General features: G+C 60.2%; 17 protein-coding genes. 9 read left to right on the top strand and 8 right to left on the bottom strand.

The window, feature by feature from the left end:
• The first annotated feature begins 36 nt into the window (after nucleotides 1–36).
• The 3 genes from ctaD (at nucleotide 37) to ACQ4OB_RS12190 (ending at nucleotide 3,273) form a co-directional block, all read left to right on the top strand.
• Nucleotides 37–1,629 carry a cytochrome c oxidase subunit I gene (ctaD, locus tag ACQ4OB_RS12200; protein ID WP_074872329.1) on the top strand — a complete coding sequence of 531 codons (1,593 nt, stop codon included), beginning with the start codon at nucleotides 37–39 and terminating at the stop codon, nucleotides 1,627–1,629.
• A 165-nt stretch (nucleotides 1,630–1,794) separates the two neighbouring features.
• The gene (locus ACQ4OB_RS12195) at nucleotides 1,795–2,352 is read left to right on the top strand and encodes a cytochrome c oxidase assembly protein (RefSeq protein ID WP_074872327.1); all 558 of its coding nucleotides are present in this window, start codon (nucleotides 1,795–1,797) and stop codon (nucleotides 2,350–2,352) included.
• A gap of 33 nt (nucleotides 2,353–2,385) precedes the next feature.
• Nucleotides 2,386–3,273 (top strand): cytochrome c oxidase subunit 3, encoded by an 888-nt coding sequence (locus ACQ4OB_RS12190; protein ID WP_074872326.1) that lies wholly within the window; start codon nucleotides 2,386–2,388, stop codon nucleotides 3,271–3,273.
• Between the two features lie 3 nt (nucleotides 3,274–3,276).
• On the opposite strand, the gene ACQ4OB_RS12185 is transcribed toward ACQ4OB_RS12190, so the two are convergent.
• Nucleotides 3,277–3,480 carry a twin transmembrane helix small protein gene (locus ACQ4OB_RS12185; RefSeq protein ID WP_008152470.1) on the bottom strand — a complete coding sequence of 68 codons (204 nt, stop codon included), beginning with the start codon at nucleotides 3,478–3,480 and terminating at the stop codon, nucleotides 3,277–3,279.
• A gap of 70 nt (nucleotides 3,481–3,550) precedes the next feature.
• Here ACQ4OB_RS12185 and ACQ4OB_RS12180 point away from each other — a divergent pair, with 70 nt between their 5' ends.
• The 5 genes from ACQ4OB_RS12180 to ACQ4OB_RS12160 are packed head-to-tail and all read left to right on the top strand — an operon-like array spanning nucleotide 3,551 to nucleotide 7,459.
• A complete protein-coding gene (locus ACQ4OB_RS12180) occupies nucleotides 3,551–4,291 on the top strand; it encodes an SURF1 family protein (protein WP_430955751.1) in 741 nt (246 codons plus the stop codon).
• Complete coding sequence (locus ACQ4OB_RS12175) at nucleotides 4,257–4,850, top strand: hypothetical protein (protein ID WP_430955750.1); 594 nt, start codon at nucleotides 4,257–4,259, stop codon at nucleotides 4,848–4,850. The genes ACQ4OB_RS12180 and ACQ4OB_RS12175 overlap by 35 nt, the downstream gene beginning before the upstream one ends.
• A 10-nt stretch (nucleotides 4,851–4,860) precedes the next feature.
• A complete protein-coding gene (locus tag ACQ4OB_RS12170; protein WP_430955749.1) occupies nucleotides 4,861–5,940 on the top strand; it encodes a COX15/CtaA family protein in 1,080 nt (359 codons plus the stop codon).
• The gene (gene cyoE / locus ACQ4OB_RS12165) at nucleotides 5,928–6,827 is read left to right on the top strand and encodes a heme o synthase (RefSeq protein WP_430955748.1); all 900 of its coding nucleotides are present in this window, start codon (nucleotides 5,928–5,930) and stop codon (nucleotides 6,825–6,827) included. The genes ACQ4OB_RS12170 and cyoE overlap by 13 nt, the downstream gene beginning before the upstream one ends.
• Nucleotides 6,824–7,459, top strand: a complete 636-nt coding sequence (locus tag ACQ4OB_RS12160; RefSeq protein ID WP_074872317.1) for an SCO family protein — start codon at nucleotides 6,824–6,826, stop codon at nucleotides 7,457–7,459. Before cyoE ends, ACQ4OB_RS12160 begins: the two co-directional genes overlap by 4 nt.
• 174 nt (nucleotides 7,460–7,633) lie before the next feature.
• Here the strand turns inward: ACQ4OB_RS12160 and ACQ4OB_RS12155 are convergent, their stop codons facing one another.
• From ACQ4OB_RS12155 to ACQ4OB_RS12145, 3 genes are all read right to left on the bottom strand, one after another.
• Nucleotides 7,634–8,407, bottom strand: coding sequence for a MetQ/NlpA family ABC transporter substrate-binding protein (locus ACQ4OB_RS12155; protein WP_102615799.1), 774 nt, complete (start codon nucleotides 8,405–8,407; stop codon nucleotides 7,634–7,636).
• Between the two features lie 79 nt (nucleotides 8,408–8,486).
• Nucleotides 8,487–9,161, bottom strand: coding sequence for a methionine ABC transporter permease (locus tag ACQ4OB_RS12150; RefSeq protein WP_074872313.1), 675 nt, complete (start codon nucleotides 9,159–9,161; stop codon nucleotides 8,487–8,489).
• On the bottom strand, nucleotides 9,161–10,168 hold the full coding sequence (locus tag ACQ4OB_RS12145; RefSeq protein ID WP_430955747.1) for a methionine ABC transporter ATP-binding protein: 1,008 nt from the start codon (nucleotides 10,166–10,168) through the stop codon (nucleotides 9,161–9,163). Before ACQ4OB_RS12145 ends, ACQ4OB_RS12150 begins: the two co-directional genes overlap by 1 nt.
• A 263-nt stretch (nucleotides 10,169–10,431) precedes the next feature.
• Between ACQ4OB_RS12145 and katE the strand changes: the two genes are divergently transcribed.
• Nucleotides 10,432–12,570, top strand: a complete 2,139-nt coding sequence (gene katE, locus ACQ4OB_RS12140) for a catalase HPII (protein ID WP_430955746.1) — start codon at nucleotides 10,432–10,434, stop codon at nucleotides 12,568–12,570.
• 121 nt (nucleotides 12,571–12,691) lie between these two features.
• On the opposite strand, the gene ACQ4OB_RS12135 is transcribed toward katE, so the two are convergent.
• From ACQ4OB_RS12135 to zur, 4 genes are read right to left on the bottom strand one after another with little or no spacing between them, the layout of a single operon-like run.
• Nucleotides 12,692–13,408, bottom strand: a complete 717-nt coding sequence (locus tag ACQ4OB_RS12135) for a PA5502 family lipoprotein (protein WP_076029139.1) — start codon at nucleotides 13,406–13,408, stop codon at nucleotides 12,692–12,694.
• 37 nt (nucleotides 13,409–13,445) lie between these two features.
• A complete protein-coding gene (gene znuB, locus ACQ4OB_RS12130) occupies nucleotides 13,446–14,234 on the bottom strand; it encodes a zinc ABC transporter permease subunit ZnuB (protein ID WP_074872307.1) in 789 nt (262 codons plus the stop codon).
• Nucleotides 14,227–15,012 (bottom strand): zinc ABC transporter ATP-binding protein ZnuC, encoded by a 786-nt coding sequence (gene znuC, locus ACQ4OB_RS12125; protein ID WP_430955745.1) that lies wholly within the window; start codon nucleotides 15,010–15,012, stop codon nucleotides 14,227–14,229. The genes znuB and znuC overlap by 8 nt, the downstream gene beginning before the upstream one ends.
• On the bottom strand, nucleotides 15,012–15,494 hold the full coding sequence (gene zur / locus ACQ4OB_RS12120; RefSeq protein ID WP_074872304.1) for a zinc uptake transcriptional repressor Zur: 483 nt from the start codon (nucleotides 15,492–15,494) through the stop codon (nucleotides 15,012–15,014). Before zur ends, znuC begins: the two co-directional genes overlap by 1 nt.
• Nucleotides 15,495–15,501 lie beyond the last annotated feature (7 nt).

Here is a 15,501-nt window from a genome sequence, read left to right as displayed (position 1 = left end):
GGCCTGCCCAGCCCATCTGTTTGCAGGAGACAGGACATGACTGCTGTCGTCGACGACCATGTTCATACCGGCACCGCCCACGCCCACGGCCCAGCCAAAGGCCTGATGCGCTGGGTGCTGACGACCAACCACAAGGATATCGGCACGCTGTACCTGTGGTTCGCGTTCTCCATGTTCTTGCTCGGCGGCTCGTTCGCGATGGTGATTCGTGCCGAGTTGTTCCAGCCGGGACTGCAAATCGTCCAGCCGGAATTCTTCAACCAGATGACCACCATGCACGGCCTGGTGATGGTCTTCGGCGCGGTGATGCCGGCTTTCGTCGGTCTCGCCAACTGGATGATCCCGTTGATGATCGGCGCGCCGGACATGGCACTGCCACGGATGAACAACTTCAGCTTCTGGCTATTGCCGGCGGCGTTCATCCTGCTGGTATCGACCCTGTTCACCCCCGGCGGCGGACCGAACTTCGGCTGGACGTTCTACGCCCCACTGTCGACGACCTACGCACCGGAAAGCGTGACCTTCTTCATCTTCGCCATCCACTTGATGGGGATCAGTTCGATCATGGGCGCGATCAACGTGATCGCCACCATCCTCAACCTGCGCGCCCCCGGCATGACGTTGATGAAAATGCCGCTGTTCGTCTGGACCTGGCTGATTACCGCGTTCCTGCTGATCGCGGTGATGCCGGTACTCGCCGGCTGCGTGACGATGATGCTGATGGACATCCACTTCGGCACCAGTTTCTTCAGTGCCGCCGGTGGTGGTGACCCGGTGTTGTTCCAGCACGTGTTCTGGTTCTTCGGTCACCCCGAGGTGTACATCATGATCCTGCCGGCCTTCGGTGCCGTCAGCTCGATCATTCCGGCCTTCTCGCGCAAGCCGCTGTTCGGCTACACCTCGATGGTCTATGCGACGGCGAGTATCGCGTTCCTGTCGTTCATCGTCTGGGCGCACCACATGTTCGTGGTCGGCATTCCGCTGGTGGGCGAGTTGTTCTTCATGTACGCCACATTGCTGATCGCGGTGCCGACCGGCGTGAAGGTGTTCAACTGGGCCAGCACCATGTGGCAAGGCTCGCTGACCTTCGAGACACCGATGCTGTTTGCGGTGGCGTTCGTGATCCTGTTTTCCATCGGCGGGTTCTCCGGGTTGATGCTGGCCATCGCCCCGGCGGACTTCCAGTACCAGGACACCTACTTTGTGGTCGCGCACTTCCATTACGTACTGGTACCGGGGGCGATCTTCGGGATCTTCGCCTCGGCCTACTACTGGCTGCCGAAATGGACCGGCCACATGTACGACGAAACCCTCGGCAAGCTGCACTTCTGGCTCTCGTTCATCGGCATGAACCTGGCGTTCTTCCCGATGCACTTTGTAGGGCTGGCGGGCATGCCACGGCGGATTCCCGACTACAACCTGCAGTTCGCCGACTTCAACATGGTCTCGTCGATCGGCGCATTCATGTTCGGCGCCACGCAGATCTTCTTCCTGTTCATCGTGATCAAGACCATCCGTGGTGGCGAGCCGGCACCGGCCAAGCCGTGGGATGGAGCAGAAGGCCTGGAGTGGAGCATTCCGTCGCCGGCGCCGTATCACACCTTCACCACGCCGCCGGAAGTGAAATGAACACTGCGACCTTTGTGGGGGCGAGCCTGTGTGGCGAGGGAGCTTGCTCCCGCTGCGTCGCGAAGCGGCCCCAAAAGGTTTGCGTCTGCTTCGCAGCCGAGCGGGAGCAAGCTCCCTCGCCACAAAGGGCAGCTCCCATAGGGTTCTCTGCGGAGGTTAGAAGCGATGGCTGACTCTATTTCTTTGAAGAAACTGGTCACGCGCCTGTTGCTGGTGGTGGTGGCGATGTTTGTCTTCGGGTTTGCCCTGGTGCCGATCTACGACGTGATGTGCAAGGCGTTCGGCATCAACGGCAAGACCGGCGGGCAGTATGAGGGCGAGCAAACGGTCGACACCTCGCGGCAGGTTCGCGTGCAGTTTCTGTCGACCAATTCCGCCGACATGTCGTGGGATTTCTACCCCAAGAGCGATGAGCTGACGGCGAATCCGGGAGCGGTGAACGAGATGATCTTCATCGCCCACAACCCTACAGATCAGCCGATGAGCGCCCAGGCGGTTCCGAGCATCGCGCCCAGCGCCGCGGCGGCGTATTTCCACAAGACCGAATGTTTCTGCTTTACCCAGCAAGTGCTGCAGCCCGGTCAACGGATCGAGATGCCGGTACGTTTCATCGTTGACCGTGACATGCCCAAGGATGTGAAGCACCTGACGCTTTCCTACACGCTGTTCGATATCACCGCACGTCATCCGCCCGCAGCTGTTGCTGCAAACACTGGTGGCTAGGCGTTAAAGCGTGCCCGATAAGGAGAACAATAAATGGCAACTCATGAGCATTATTACGTTCCGGCACAGAGCAAATGGCCGATCATTGCCACGATCGGTATGTTCGTCACCGTGTTCGGCCTGGCCACCTGGTTCAACGACCTGAAGGCGGCGCGGCCGGAGTCCCACGGCCCGCTGATCTTTTTCGTCGGTGGCCTGCTGCTGGCGTACATGCTGTTCGGCTGGTTTGGCACGGTCATCAAGGAAAGCCGCCAGGGCTTGTACAGCGCACAGATGGATCGCTCGTTCCGCTGGGGCATGAGCTGGTTCATCTTCTCGGAGGTGATGTTCTTCATCGCGTTCTTCGGCGCGCTGTTTTATGTCAGAGCCATTTCCGGCCCGGCGCTCGGGGGTGAAGGGGCCAAAGGCCTCGCTCATATGCTCTGGCCTAATTTCGAGTTCGTCTGGCCGTTGCTGAACAACCCTGATTCGAAACTGTTTCCGCCGCCCAAGGACGTCATCAGTCCCTGGGGCCTGCCGTTGCTCAACACCGTCTTGCTGGTGAGTTCCAGCGTCACCGTGACCATCGCTCACCACGCCTTGAAAAAGGGCCATCGCGGCGCGCTGAAAATCTGGCTGGCGCTCACCGTGCTACTGGGCTGCGCGTTCCTTGGTTTTCAGGCCGAAGAATACATACACGCCTACCACGAACTGGGCTTGACGCTCGGTTCGGGCATCTACGGCGCGACCTTCTTCATGCTCACCGGTTTCCACGGCGCCCACGTGACCATCGGCACCATCATCCTGTTCGTGATGTTGATGCGGGTCATGCGCGGGCACTTCGATGCCGACCATCAGTTCGCGTTTGAAGCGGCGAGTTGGTACTGGCACTTCGTGGACGTGGTGTGGATCGGTCTTTTCGTTTTCGTCTACGTGCTCTGAGGCTTACCAAGGTACGTGCGACACCAGTTGGCCGCTGAAAAAACCCCAGGCAATCAAGCCGACGGTAATGGCGGCCAGCGCAACACGAACACTCAAGGCAATGACGAGGCGGTTCGAGCTGCTGTCGTCCTTGACCAGAAAAAACAGGCCGCTGAACAGGCTGACAACCGTGGCAATCAGCATCAGGACGATGGCTGCTTTGAGCATGGTGAAACTCCGGGGGAAAGGCGATGCACTTGAGTATAGCTATCGCGACTACCGACTTTCTGGCGACGCCATGAAGCGTTTCCGGCCGGGCATCGTGCCGACCCTGGTGGTCGCGGTGTTGTTGCCCATGCTGGTGTCACTCGGGTTCTGGCAATTGAGCCGGGGCGCAGAGAAAAGTGCGCTGCTGCAAAGCTACGCCGAGCGCCGCGCCGCCGAACCGATGGCCAGTACCGAACTGCAACACGCCGCAGATCCGGCCTTCCGCCGGGTTCACCTGCACGGCCAGTTCGATGCCGCCCACAGCCTGTTGCTGGATAACCGTCAGCGCGACGGCAAGGTTGGCGTCGAACTGCTGCAACCGTTTCAGGATCAGGCGACCGGGCTTTGGCTGCTGATCAATCGCGGCTGGCTGCCGTGGCCGGATCGCCGCATCCCACCGCAATTCACCACGCCGACTCAGGCCTTGAGTCTCGTTGCCTGGGTCTACGTCTCCCCCGGCGCTACCTTCCAGTTGCACGCCGACCCGAACACCACGACCTGGCCACAACTGATCACCGCAGTCGAACCGGCCAGGCTCTGGACGGCGCTGAATCGTGAAGGTTTTGCCTACGAATTACGCGCAGAAAGCGCTCCCGCGACTTACCAGGCTGACTGGCCGGTAGTCGCCATGGGACCGGAAAAACACCTGGCTTATGCCGTGCAGTGGTGCGCCATGTCGATCGCCCTGTTCGGCCTCTATCTCTATCTCGGCTGGCACAACGCAAAGGAGAAACACCATGGGAGCGGCCATGAATCCACCCAGCATGTCTGAAGCGAAATCGCCGGTGAGTCGGCGCAAGGGGCGATTGCAGTTGCTGCTGATCCTGCTTGGGGTGATCGGTCCGATGATCCTCGCCACCGGCATGTACAAATTGCAGTTCTGGGTGCCGGAAGGTCGCAGCTATCACGGCGAACTGATCGGCAACGGCCAGACCCGCGCCGACCTCGGCGTGCAGGCGCAGGAGGATCGTTGGCAGATTTTGGTGACCGCGCCCAAGGATTGCTCGGTGGACTGCCAGCAACTGGTGTACCTAGCGCGGCAGATCCAGATCGGCCTCGGCCGTGATGCCGGGCGCGCCAGTCATGCCTTGGCCATGGCGCAACCGCTGAGCAGTGAGTACGACGCCAAGCTGACGCGCGAGTATCCTCAATTGCAGCGCTATCCACTGAGCCTGACCGAGTTCCACAAAACTGCTGGCGACAAGGCTGTGCCGCAGCTGTGGATCATCGACCCTCACGGCAATCTGGTGCTGCGCTACGACCCGACGGTGAAAGGCAAGGATCTGCTCAACGACCTGCGCCATTTGCTGAAACTGTCGAACATCGGATAAGGGCATCGTCATGGCCAAACCTGGATTTCGCCTCGCGCTGTTTGCCACCTTGCTGGCACTGATTGTGGTGTTGCTCGGGGCCTACACCCGCCTGACCCACGCAGGCCTCGGCTGCCCGGACTGGCCGGGTTGCTATGGCTTTATCAGCGTGCCGCAAAGCGAAGTTCAATTGGCCCATGCCGAACTGCATTTTCCCGACGCTCCCGTGGAAGCCCATAAGGGCTGGAACGAGATGGTTCACCGCTACTTCGCCGGCACGTTGGGGCTGCTGATCTCGGTGCTGGCGGGTCGCGCCTGGGTTCATCGTCGTCACCCCGGGCAGCCGGTGAAGTTGCCGTTGTTTTTGCTGGCGGTGGTGATTGCCCAAGCGGCATTCGGCATGTGGACGGTGACGCTCAAGCTCTGGCCGCAAGTGGTCACCGGGCATTTGCTCGGCGGCTTTGCGACGTTGAGCCTGTTGTTTTTGCTGACGTTGCGCCTGTCCGGCGTACTGCCAGCGCTGACCGTGCCCCGACGTTTGCAGTACTGGGCGACTGCCGGGTTGCTGCTGGTGATCCTGCAAATTGCCTTGGGTGGCTGGGTCAGTTCCAACTACGCGGCGGTGGCCTGTATCGACTTCCCGACCTGTCATGGGCAATGGCTGCCGCCCGCAGACTTCGCCAACGGCTTTCATCTGAGTCAACACATCGGTCCCAATTACCTCGGAGGGCAACTGGACAGCGATGCGCGTACGGCGATTCATCTGACTCACCGCATCGGTGCATTGCTGGTAACCCTGGTGTTGCTGGGGTTGGCCTGGCAACTGAAAGTCGTCGGCATGACGCGGTTGGCCAGGTTGGTGCTGATTGCCCTCGCTGCACAAATCACCCTTGGCATCAGCAACGTGCTGTTTCACCTGCCGCTGCCAGTGGCCGTCGCGCACAACGCGGGCGGCGCGGCACTGTTGCTGACGATGGTGCTGGTCAATTATCACGCGCGAACCAGTCTGGTTCGGGTCAAGCAGCAACCCCCTGCGCGCTGGCGGTTCAGCCCGCGCAAACACTCAGCCGGGCCCATAACAATAAAAGGAGAGATGCCATGGCGACTCTGATCGGCGCACGTCACAGTCAGGCGATCTGGCGTGACTATCTGGAGCTGACCAAGCCGAAAGTGGTGGTGCTGATGCTCATCACCTCGCTGGTCGGCATGTTCCTCGCGACTCGCGCCGGGGTGCCGTGGACGGTGCTGGTGTTCGGCAATCTGGGGATCGCGCTGTGTGCCGGTGGTGCAGCGGCGGTCAACCATGTGGTGGACCGGCGCATCGATGCGGTCATGGCCCGCACACACAAACGTCCCTTAGCCGAGGGCCGGGTGTCGCCGGCGGCCGCGCTGACATTTGCCTTGGTATTGGCGGTGCTTGGGCAAGCCGTACTGCTGATCTTCACCAATCCGCTGACGGCCTGGCTGACCCTGGCCTCGCTGCTCGGCTATGCGGTGGTCTACACCGGTTTCCTGAAACGCGCGACGCCGCAAAACATCGTCATCGGAGGCCTGGCCGGCGCCGCCCCGCCCCTGCTCGGCTGGACCGCCGCCACTGGGCATGTCAGCGCCGAACCGTTGCTGTTGGTGCTGATCATCTTCGCCTGGACCCCGCCGCACTTCTGGGCCCTGGCCATTCACCGCAAAGAGGAATACGCCAAGGCCGACATCCCGATGCTGCCGGTGACCCACGGCGAGCACTACACCAAGGTTCACATCCTGCTTTATACCTTCGCGCTGTTGGCAGTGAGCTTGATGCCGTACGTGATCCACATGAGTGGTGTGCTCTACCTGGTTTGCGCGCTGGGACTGGGCGCGAGGTTTCTGCAATGGGCCGTGGTGCTGTACCGTGGCACTCGGCCGCACGCGGCGATCAACACCTTCAAGTACTCTATTTACTACTTGTTCCTGCTGTTTATCGCCCTGCTCGTAGACCACTACTTACTGTTGAACCTATGACTCGAACCCAGAAAACCGTCTTCATCCTCGTCGCCCTGATCGCGCTGGTCCTGGGCCTGACCATCAACAAAGTGCTGTCCGGCAAAGGCGAGGGCGATCCGACGGCCCTGATCGATGCCGGGATCATTCTGCTACCGCAAAGCCGCAACCTGCCGACCGTCACCATGACCGATCAAAACGGCAAGCCAGTGGCGGTCAACGAGCTGAAAGACAAATGGTCGCTGCTGTTCTTCGGCTACACCTTCTGCCCCGACATCTGCCCGACCACCCTCGCCCAGCTACGTCAGATCAAAAGCGAGCTGCCGCCAGAGGCTGTGGCCAAGTTGCAGATCATTCTGGTCAGCGTCGACCCCAATCGCGACACGCCCCAGCAGCTCAAGCAGTACCTCGGCTACTTCGATCCACAGTTCCAGGGGCTGACGGCTTCGTCGGTGGAAGACATCCAGAAACTGGCCAACGCGGTGAGCATTCCGTTCATTCCGGCGGATACCAGCAAGCCGAACTACACCGTCGACCACAGCGGCAACCTGGCGGTGATCGGGCCGGACGGGACGCAGCGTGGGTTCATTCGGGCGCCGTTGAACAACGTGAAACTGGTAGAGCAGTTGCCGGTGATGCTTAACCGAAAATAAATCGACAAGCCAAAAAAAACCGCAGCCCATGGCTGCGGTTTTTTGTATCTGATCGTTCCCACGCTCCGCGTGGGAATGCCTCACCGGACGCTCTGCGTCCGCTCTTGGGACGCAGAGCGTCCCTGGCTGCATTCCCACGCAGAGCGTGGGAACGATCGGTTGTAGCGGGTTAATTCAGAACGCCGGCACTACCGCGCCTTTGTACTTCTCGAGGATGAAGGCTTTCACTTCCGGGCTGTGCAAGGCAGCAACCAGTTTCTGCATAGCGGCGCTGTCCTTGTCGTCCGGACGAGCAACGAGGATGTTCACGTAAGGCGAGTCGCTGCCTTCGATGACCAGCGCGTCCTTGGACGGATCAAGCTTGGCTTCCAGCGCGTAGTTGGTGTTGATCAGGGCCAGGTCGACCTGGGTCAGCACGCGCGGGATGGTCGCGGCTTCCAGTTCACGGAATTTCAGGTCCTTGGTGTTCTCGGTGATGTCCTTGACGGTCGCGAGGATGTTGTTCGAATCTTTCAACTTGATCAGGCCAGCCTTCGCCAGCAGCAACAGCGCACGGCCGCCGTTGGTGGCGTCGTTCGGGATCACCACGTTGGCGCCGCCTGGCAGCTCGGTCAGCGCTTTGTGCTTGCTGGAGTAAGCGCCCAGCGGTTCCAGGTGCACGCCAGCAACGGCCACCAGATTGGTGCCCTTGGCCTTGTTGAATTCATCGAGGTACGGCTGGTGCTGGAAGAAGTTGGCGTCCAGACGTTTTTCCGCCACCTGCACATTCGGCTGGATGTAGTCGGTGAAGACTTTGACCTTCAGGTCCACGCCTTCCTTGGCCAGGGCCGGTTTAACGAATTCGAGGATTTCTGCGTGCGGGACCGGGGTCGCCGCGACAGTCAGGGTATCGGCAGCGTGAGCGGAAAAGGCTGCAACGGCAGCGAACGCGACGAGTAGTTTTTTCATTCAGCTAACTCCTTTTGAGGCGCCTGAATTCGGCGCCTGCCAGCGAATGGCCGGCTCAATTGTCATTTACGAGAACTGTTTATTTCCTGGAAAAATGTACAACCAACTTGTCGCCAACGGTTTGCAGCACCTGAACGATCACCAGCAGCAACATCACCGTCACGACCATCACATCAGGCTGGAAACGCTGGTAACCGAAACGGATCGCCAGGTCGCCCAAACCACCCGCGCCGACGACACCCGCCATCGCCGTGTAGGACACCAGTGTAATGGCTGTCACCGTAATCGCCGCGAAGATGCCTGGGCGGGCTTCCGGCAGCAAGGCATTGGTGATGATCTGCCGGGTCGTCGCGCCCATGGCCTGGGTCGCCTCGATGATGCCGCGATCCACTTCACGCAGGGCGGTTTCCACCAGCCGCGCGAAGAATGGCGTAGCGCCCACTACCAGCGGCGGGATCGCACCAGCGACACCGAGGGACGTACCGGTGATCAACACCGTGAACGGAATCATCACGATCAGCAGAATGATGAACGGCAGCGAACGCAGGATGTTCACCACCAGCGACAGCATCGCGTAGACGCCCCTGGCTTCCAGCAACTGACGCGGGCTGCAGAGGAACAACAGCACGCCCAGGGGCAGGCCGAGCAAAACGGTAAACAACAGCGAACCGAAGAGCATCAGAAAGGTATCGCCGGTGGCCAGCCAGATTTCGTACCAGTCGATATTGACGAAGAAACTTGTCAGGACTTCCATCAGCGCAGCACCTCCATGTGGACGTCAGCTGCAGTGAAGTGGGCGAACGCCGCTTCCATGTCGCCACCGGTAACAGCCAGGGTCAACTGCCCGTAGGGCACGTCTTTGATGCGGTCGATACGACCGGCCAGGATGCTGTAGTCCACACCCGTTTCGCGAGCGACAGTGCCTAGCAATGGTGCGTAGGTCGATTCGCCCTGGAAGGTCAGACGCACGATACGCCCTGGAACATGAGCAAAGTCGTCGCGCTGTTCGCTTTCGTCGATCTGCTCGTCTTCTTGCACGAAGCGCTTGGTGGTCGGGTGCTTCGGATGCAGGAACACCTCAGCCACCGAACCTTGCTCGACGATCACGCCAGCGTCCATCACCGCAACCTGGTCGCAGACGCGGCGAATCACGTCCATCTCGTGGGTGATCAACACGATGGTCAGCTTCAGCTCGCGATTGATCTCGGCCAGCAATTGCAGGACCGACGCCGTGGTCTGCGGGTCCAGTGCGCTGGTGGCTTCGTCGCACAGCAGGATTTTCGGCTTGGTCGCCAGGGCGCGGGCAATGCCGACGCGTTGCTTCTGGCCGCCGGACAACTGCGCCGGGTACTTCCTGGCGTGGTCGGACAGGCCGACTCGTTTCAGCAATTCGGCCACACGCTGGTCGATCTCGCTGCGGGACATTTCGCCGGCCAGGGTCAGCGGCAGCGCGACGTTGTCGGACACGGTCTTGGACGCCAGCAAGTTGAAGTGCTGGAAGATCATCCCGACCTGCTGACGAAAGCGCCGCAGGCTGTTGGCATCGAGCGCGGTGACTTCTTCGCCGTCGACCAATATCTTGCCGCCACTGGACTCTTCCAGGCGATTGATCAGACGCAGCAGGGTACTTTTTCCCGCGCCGGAATGGCCGATCAGGCCAAAGACCTGACCGTTCTCAATCGTCAGACTGGTCGGATGCAGGGCGGGAATATCCTTACCGGCGACGCGGTAGGTTTTGTGGACGTTTTGAAACTCGATCACGTAGCGAACCTTGTGGGGCGCGTTGGAAAAGGATCAGCGGTTAGCCGGGCGCGCATTTTAGCCTGTCCGTATAGAGGTTATTAGCATTTATTCCGTATTCAACCTTCCATTTGGCAATAACGCGATCAAAGGTTAGAAAAAAGGAACGGCGCAAAACGTCATCAGTCACTAATTAGGCAACTCGAAAACGCCCCCGGTCCGTGCCTGGGGTATTGCTCAAGAATCCTGGCTACGGCGGGAATCGCAACGAGGAGTTTTGTCTGATGAGTATTAAAAAACCTGCCGCAACCAAAAGCGCACTGGCCGGGACCGATACCCCGGACCGCGGGAACACCAATGCCAAGCTCGACAGCCTGGAGCAATTTCGTTCCGACGCCACTGATCAGGCCCTGCGCACCAACCAGGGCGTGAAAATCTCGGACAACCAGAACACGTTGAAGGCCGGCGCCCGCGGGCCATCATTGCTGGAAGACTTCATCATGCGTGAAAAGATCACGCATTTTGACCATGAGCGCATTCCCGAGCGCATCGTCCATGCCCGCGGCACCGGTGCTCACGGTTACTTCCAGAGCTATGAAACCCATTCCGTGCTGACCAAGGCCGGGTTCCTACAAGACCCAAGCCAAAAAACCCCGGTCTTCGTCCGTTTCTCCACGGTGCAGGGCCCTCGTGGGTCGGGCGATACCGTGCGGGACGTACGAGGTTTCGCGGTGAAGTTTTTCACCGACGAAGGCAACTTCGACCTGGTGGGCAACAACATGCCGGTGTTTTTCATTCAGGATGCGATCAAGTTTCCGGACTTCGTGCATGCGGTAAAACCCGAGCCGCACAATGAGATCCCTACCGGTGGCTCGGCTCACGATACCTTTTGGGATTTTGTCTCTCTGGTGCCGGAGTCGGCGCACATGGTGATCTGGACCATGTCCGACCGGGCGATCCCGAAAAGCCTGCGCAGCATGCAAGGGTTCGGCGTGCACACCTTCCGCCTCATCAATGCCGAAGGTAAATCGCGCTTCGTCAAATTCCACTGGCGCCCCACTGCCGGGACCTGTTCGCTGGTGTGGGATGAAGCGCAGAAACTCGCCGGTAAAGACACCGATTACCACCGCCGCGATCTCTGGGAGTCGATCGAGATGGGCGACTACCCGCAATGGGAACTGGGCGTACAGATCATCGAGGAGGAGAACGAACATACATTCGACTTCGACATCCTCGACCCGACCAAGCTGATCCCGGAAGAACTGGTGCCGATCACCCCACTGGGCAAAATGACCCTCAACCGTAACCCCGACAACTTTTTCGCCGAAACCGAACAGGTCGCCTTCTGCCCTGGACATATCGTGCCGGGAATCGACTTTTCCAACGATCCATTGCTGCAAGGTCGGCTATTTTCCTACACCGATACGCAAATCAGCCGACTCGGTGGACCGAACTTTCACGAGATCCCGATCAACCGTCCGGTGGCACCGTTCCACAATGGTCAACGGGACGCGTTGCATCGCTCCACCATCGACAAGGGCCGCGCGTCTTACGAGCCGAACTCCATTGATAGCGGCTGGCCGAAAGAAACGCCGCCGGCAGCACAAGATGGCGGTTTCGAAAGTTATCCAGAGCGCATTGACGCCAACAAGATCCGTCAGCGCAGCGAATCGTTCAGCGACCACTTCTCCCAGGCGCGGCTGTTTTTCCACAGCATGAGCAAGCACGAGCAAGAGCACATCATCTCTGCGTACAGCTTCGAGCTGGGCAAGGTCGAGAGGGAGTTTATCCGCGCGCGCCAGGTGAATGAGATTCTGGCCAACATTGATCTGGAACTGGCCAAGCGCGTGGCGCAGAACCTGGGGTTGCCCGCGCCCAAAGCCGGGACGGTCGAAGTACGCAAAACCTCACTGGATCGCTCGCCAGCGCTGAGTCAGGCCAACTTGCTGCCGGCGGATATCAAAACCCGCAAAGTGGCCATCCTGGCAGCCAATGGCGTCGATGGTGCGGCGATTGACGCAATGAAGAAAGCGCTGAAGGCCGAAGGTGCGCACGCCAAACTGCTCGGCCCGACGTCTGCGCCTGTGACCACCGCCGATGGCAAGGCATTGCCGGTCGATGCGTCGATGGAAGGCTTGCCGTCGGTGGCGTTTGATGCGGTGTTTGTGCCCGGTGGCGCGGCGTCGATCAAGGCGTTGAGCACTGACGGCGTGGCGCTGCATTACGTGCTGGAGGCGTACAAGCACTTGAAAGCGATTGCGCTGCAGGGCGAGGCCAAACAGTTGCTGGATGTGTTGAAGCTCGAGGCTGATGCGGGGTTGATCGTGGGCACGGATGCGAAGTTGATCAAACCGTTTTTTGCCGCGATCGGGCAGCATCGGGTGTGGGACAGGGAGCCGAAAGCCAAGGCGATTCCGGCTTAAGGTTTTGTATCGGTAGTCAGGACGCCATCGCGGGCAAGCCCGCTCCCACAGGGTATGTGGTTGATCACAGACTTGTGATCACCGCCGATCCATTGTGGGAGCGGGCTTGCCCGCGATGCTTTTAGGGTTTACGCGGACTCAAAACCATCTGCGCCGGCACATTGCGCAAAATCTGCTTCTCCAGATTCAGATCAAAATCCGAATCGAGCTTCTTCACGCGCTTGGTCAGCAACGTGGTCAACCAAGGGAAGTCCTGGGTGCGTGGCGCCTGAATGCTCACATCGCACTGGTAATTCACCACATCGGCGGCGATCGCATCCAGTTGGCGACGAAGCTTGGTCATATCCGTCAGGTTCAACGCTACCGTGGTGCTTTCAGCCGTCGGATCAATAACCTTGGCCTGTGGCTTGGCTTCGGCAGCCATGAGCGCAGCTTCGGCTCTATCGAGTTCAGCTTTGCGGGCATCAACAATGGCATTGTTGACCCCACCGGTCAGCGCCGGAGCCTTGGGCATCAACGCCCGAGCACGGCTCAACGCCGTGGCAGCGGCATTCACATCACCTTTTTGCAGCACGATCCGACTGCGGTGCAGATAGGCTTCGGCCAGTTGCCGCTGGTATTGCTCAAGGGATGGATCATTGGGCGACTCGGCCTGCAAGGCCGCCAGTTGATCTTCGGCAGTCGCCAGTTCGCTGCTGGCCAGGCTTTGTTGCAGCTGTGCGATGGCCGTGGCCCGTGCACCGCTAGCCTCGGGGGCCGCCGGTGGCGTGCTTTGACAAGCGCCCAGTAGCAATGAAAATGCGACAAGGAGCAGATAACGGGAGGGGAACAGCTTCATTCCTGCGACTCTCTATTTGCGCAAAAAACGAGCAAGTCTACACCCCTCGACGGGGCAGGACAAAACTCAGCAGAAACAGTGCGGCGGCCGTCACAACAATCGATGGGCCCGCCGGGGTGTCCTTGAACCATGACAATGCCAGCCCGCCACAGACCGCGAGCATACCCAGCAGGCTCGCGCCCAGCGCCATCTGCTCCGGTGACCGGGCGTGACGTTGTGCCGCAGCCGCCGGGATGATCAGCAATGACGTAATCAACAACACCCCGACGATTTTCATCGCCACCGCGATCACCACGGCGATCAGCAACATCAGGGTCAAGCGCAACGCCGCCACCGGCAGGCCTTCAACCCTGGCCAGCTCTTCATGCACCGTGATGGCCAGCAATGGCCGCCACAACGTCACCAGCAACGCCAGGACGGCCGTGCTGCCGCCGAGTATCCAGGCCAGATCGGTCGGGCTGATCGCCAGCAAGTCGCCGAACAGATAAGCCATCAGGTCGATCCGCACTTCGTGCATGAAGCTTAGTACGACCAGGCCCAAAGAGAGCGTGCTCGGTGCGAGAATTCCCAAAAGCGTGTCAGACGCCAGCGGTTGGCGCTGTTGCAAGGTCACCAGCAACACCGCCAGCAGCAAACAGCCTACGGTGACCGCCACGGTCGGGCTGACATCCAGCAGAAACCCCAGCGCCACGCCGAGCAGCGCGGCATGGGAAAGGGTGTCGCCGAAATAGGCCATGCGCCGCCAGACCACGAACGAACCCAGCGGGCCCGCGACCAACGCCAGGGCCAGGCCTGCAAGCAGGGCGTAGAGCAGAAAATCAGCCATGCTTGCAGCTATCTCCGTGAACGTGGGTAGAGGCCGATGGGACGGCGCTGACCACCGAGCCATGCAAGTCATGGGCGTGGTCGTGATGGTGGTGATAAATCGCCAGGCTTTGTGCGTTCTTTCCGAACAGCTCGACGAAAGCCGGATCACTGCTGACTTGCTCGGGATGACCGGAGCAGCAGACGTGACGGTTGAGGCAGACCACCTGGTCGGTGGTACTCATTACCAGGTGCAGATCGTGAGACACCATCAACACGCCGCAGCCGTGACGGTCGCGCAATCGCGTGATCAGGCTGTAGAGCTCGGCCTGTCCGGCCACATCGACGCCTTGCACAGGTTCGTCGAGCACCAGCAGTTCCGGCTCGCGCAGCAATGCCCGGGCCAGCAGCACCCGCTGCATTTCGCCTCCGGAAACACTTTGCACCGGGCTGTCGATCACCTGTTCGGCGCCGACTTCCTTGAGTGCCGACAAGGCCATGGCGCGGTCCACGCCCGGCACCAGACGCAAGAAGCGCAGCACCGACAGCGGCAGCGTCGGATCGACGTGAAGTTTTTGCGGCATGTAGCCGACCCGCAGTTTCGGCTTGCGCCACACGCTGCCACTGTCCGGTTTCAACAGACCAAGTACAGCGCGAACCAGCGTGGTCTTGCCGGCGCCGTTAGGGCCGATCAGGGTGACGATCTGCCCGGGCTCGACGCTCAGCTCGATGTTATCCAGCACGTTTTGCCCGGCAAAGGTGACGGCAACCTGCTCGAGGCGGATCAGCGCGTTGCTCATCAAACCCCCTGGCAACCCGAACAGAGGCCGACCACTTCAACAGTCTGGCCTTCAACGACAAATCCGACATCCTTGGCGCTACTGATGATCGCGTCGCTGATGGATTTCTGTTCGAGCTCGATGGCGGCGTGGCATTCGCGGCAAATCAGGAACTGGCCTTGGTGAGCGTGTCCCGGGTGATTGCAGCCGACAAAGGCGTTCAGCGAGGAGATGCGGTGTACCAGGCCGTTTTCCAGCAGGAAGTCCAGCGCACGGTACACAGTGGGCGGCGCCGCACGGCGGCCATCCTGCTCGCTGAGTACGGCGAGAATGTCGTAGGCACCCAACGGTTTGTGGCTTTGCCAGACCAGTTCCAGCACCCGTCGGCGCAAGGCGGTCAGGCGCAGGCCTTGACGTGCGCACAGGACATCGGCCTCAGACAATGCGCTATGGACGCAATGAGAGTGGTCGTGGGGACGGCTGGCAATCGGTGTTTTAGGCATGAGCGGC

This window comes from Pseudomonas sp. ES4 (genome assembly GCF_050586665.1).
GTDB lineage: Bacteria > Pseudomonadota > Gammaproteobacteria > Pseudomonadales > Pseudomonadaceae > Aquipseudomonas > Aquipseudomonas frederiksbergensis.
The sequence above is the reverse complement of the archived record's forward strand: the minus strand, read 5'-3'. Positions and strand labels throughout refer to the sequence as shown.

Coding starts and splice junctions, on each gene's coding strand:
- ctaD (WP_074872329.1), top strand. CDS start 37: ATGACTGCTGTCGTCGACGACCATGTTCATACCGGCACCGCCCACGCC.
- ACQ4OB_RS12195 (WP_074872327.1), top strand. CDS start 1,795: ATGGCTGACTCTATTTCTTTGAAGAAACTGGTCACGCGCCTGTTGCTG.
- ACQ4OB_RS12190 (WP_074872326.1), top strand. CDS start 2,386: ATGGCAACTCATGAGCATTATTACGTTCCGGCACAGAGCAAATGGCCG.
- ACQ4OB_RS12185 (WP_008152470.1), bottom strand. CDS start 3,480: ATGCTCAAAGCAGCCATCGTCCTGATGCTGATTGCCACGGTTGTCAGC.
- ACQ4OB_RS12180 (WP_430955751.1), top strand. CDS start 3,551: ATGAAGCGTTTCCGGCCGGGCATCGTGCCGACCCTGGTGGTCGCGGTG.
- ACQ4OB_RS12175 (WP_430955750.1), top strand. CDS start 4,257: ATGGGAGCGGCCATGAATCCACCCAGCATGTCTGAAGCGAAATCGCCG.
- ACQ4OB_RS12170 (WP_430955749.1), top strand. CDS start 4,861: ATGGCCAAACCTGGATTTCGCCTCGCGCTGTTTGCCACCTTGCTGGCA.
- cyoE (WP_430955748.1), top strand. CDS start 5,928: ATGGCGACTCTGATCGGCGCACGTCACAGTCAGGCGATCTGGCGTGAC.
- ACQ4OB_RS12160 (WP_074872317.1), top strand. CDS start 6,824: ATGACTCGAACCCAGAAAACCGTCTTCATCCTCGTCGCCCTGATCGCG.
- ACQ4OB_RS12155 (WP_102615799.1), bottom strand. CDS start 8,407: ATGAAAAAACTACTCGTCGCGTTCGCTGCCGTTGCAGCCTTTTCCGCT.
- ACQ4OB_RS12150 (WP_074872313.1), bottom strand. CDS start 9,161: ATGGAAGTCCTGACAAGTTTCTTCGTCAATATCGACTGGTACGAAATC.
- katE (WP_430955746.1), top strand. CDS start 10,432: ATGAGTATTAAAAAACCTGCCGCAACCAAAAGCGCACTGGCCGGGACC.
- ACQ4OB_RS12135 (WP_076029139.1), bottom strand. CDS start 13,408: ATGAAGCTGTTCCCCTCCCGTTATCTGCTCCTTGTCGCATTTTCATTG.
- znuB (WP_074872307.1), bottom strand. CDS start 14,234: ATGGCTGATTTTCTGCTCTACGCCCTGCTTGCAGGCCTGGCCCTGGCG.
- znuC (WP_430955745.1), bottom strand. CDS start 15,012: ATGAGCAACGCGCTGATCCGCCTCGAGCAGGTTGCCGTCACCTTTGCC.
- zur (WP_074872304.1), bottom strand. CDS start 15,494: ATGCCTAAAACACCGATTGCCAGCCGTCCCCACGACCACTCTCATTGC.